The 1,570-nt window shown below is 66.0% G+C and carries 1 protein-coding gene; it reads left to right on the forward strand.

Translation table 11 applies throughout. From position 1 onward, the window contains the following. Positions 1–62: 62 nt before the first annotated feature. Positions 63–1,457 (forward strand): IS1380 family transposase, encoded by a 1,395-nt coding sequence (locus ACHIRB_RS31190; protein ID WP_395126754.1) that lies wholly within the window; start codon positions 63–65, stop codon positions 1,455–1,457. Positions 1,458–1,570 lie beyond the last annotated feature (113 nt).

Here is a 1,570-nt window from a genome sequence, read left to right on the forward strand (position 1 = left end):
TGAACTGGGATAATTCGACTTGCGACAGTTGAATCAATCCGAGTTCGAGGAGCACCATTCAGGTGAGTAAGCCTACCGGCCCCTACCCCCGCATGTCCGTAGACGCCACCGGAATCGGTGTCGTGTCGCACGCCGGCACGGCGTTGTTGCTGCGCACCGCCGAGAAAACTGGGCTGACCAGCGCCCTGCCGAAGGCGCTGGCACCGTGGCGTAAGCCGCTGGCCAGCCACGATCCCGGAAAAATTCTGCTGGACCTTGCGATCACCCTCGCAGTCGGTGGTGACTGCCTCGCCGACATCTCCCAACTCCGCGCCCACCCAGAAGTCTTCGGCCGGGTCGCGTCCGACCCGACCGTCTCCCGACTGATCGCAGCCCTCGCCGCCGACGCACCCACAGCGTTCGCCGCAATCGCCACCGCCCGCCGCGTTGCACGAGCGCACGCCTGGGCTGCTGCCGGTGCCAATGCCCCCGACCACGAGATAGCCGAGTCCCATCCCCTGACCATCGACCTCGACGCCACCCTCGTCACCGCCCACTCCGACAAGGAACAGGCAGCACCGAACTACAAGCGCGGCTACGGATTTCATCCGCTATGCGCGTTCGTCGACCACGGCGACGGCGGAACCGGCGAACCGGTGGCGATGCTGCTACGCCCAGGCAATGCCGGTGCCAACACCGCCGCCGACCACATCACCATCCTGCACGATGCGTTGGCGCAGCTACCGTTCGATCCGGGCTACAGAGTCGGCCGCAAAGTGCTGATCCGCACAGACGGTGCCGGCGGCACCCACGCGTTGATCGAGTACCTGACAAAACGTAGGTTGTCCTATTCGGTCGGGTTCGGACTCACCGACACCATGGTCGAGAAGCTCGCACTGATCCCCGCCGATGTGTGGACACCGGCCTACGACGCCGACAGCACAGTCCGCGACGGCGCCTGGGTCGCCGAACTCACCGGACTGCTCGACCTCTCAGCCTGGCCTGACGGGATGCGCGTCATCGTCAGGAAGGAGAGACCCCATCCGGGCGCACAGTTGCGGTTCACCGATACCGACGGGCTGCGCCTGACCGCGTTCGTCACCAACACCAGCCGGGGCCAACTACCCGATCTAGAACTACGTCACCGCCGCCGCGCCCGATGCGAAGACCGCATCCGGACTACGAAAAGCACCGGCCTGCAAAATCTTCCGCTGCACGGATTCGACCAGAACCGAATCTGGCTCGCGATCGTCCAACTGGCCTGCGAGCTGACCGCGTGGACACAGATGCTCGCCTTCGGAACCGATCCGGCCCGCCGGTGGGAACCCAAACGACTACGCCTACGGATCCTCTCCATCGCCGCACGGATCATCCGGCACGCCCGCCGCACCCGAGTCAAACTCGCCGCCAACGCACCCTGGGTCGACCTGCTAATCGCTGGCCTCGACCGCCTGAACACGCTGCCCGCGCCGACCTAACCGCCAACAACCCGACCGACCCAGACGACAGAGCGCCCCCTTCGAGGCCGTGGACCTCGACGCCACCCGACCGTGTCGGTCAGCCGCTCACGGCCGAACACCACGACCGCGGC

The sequence above is a fragment of the Antrihabitans spumae genome, assembly GCF_043944905.1.
GTDB classification, from domain to species: domain Bacteria; phylum Actinomycetota; class Actinomycetes; order Mycobacteriales; family Mycobacteriaceae; genus Antrihabitans; species Antrihabitans spumae.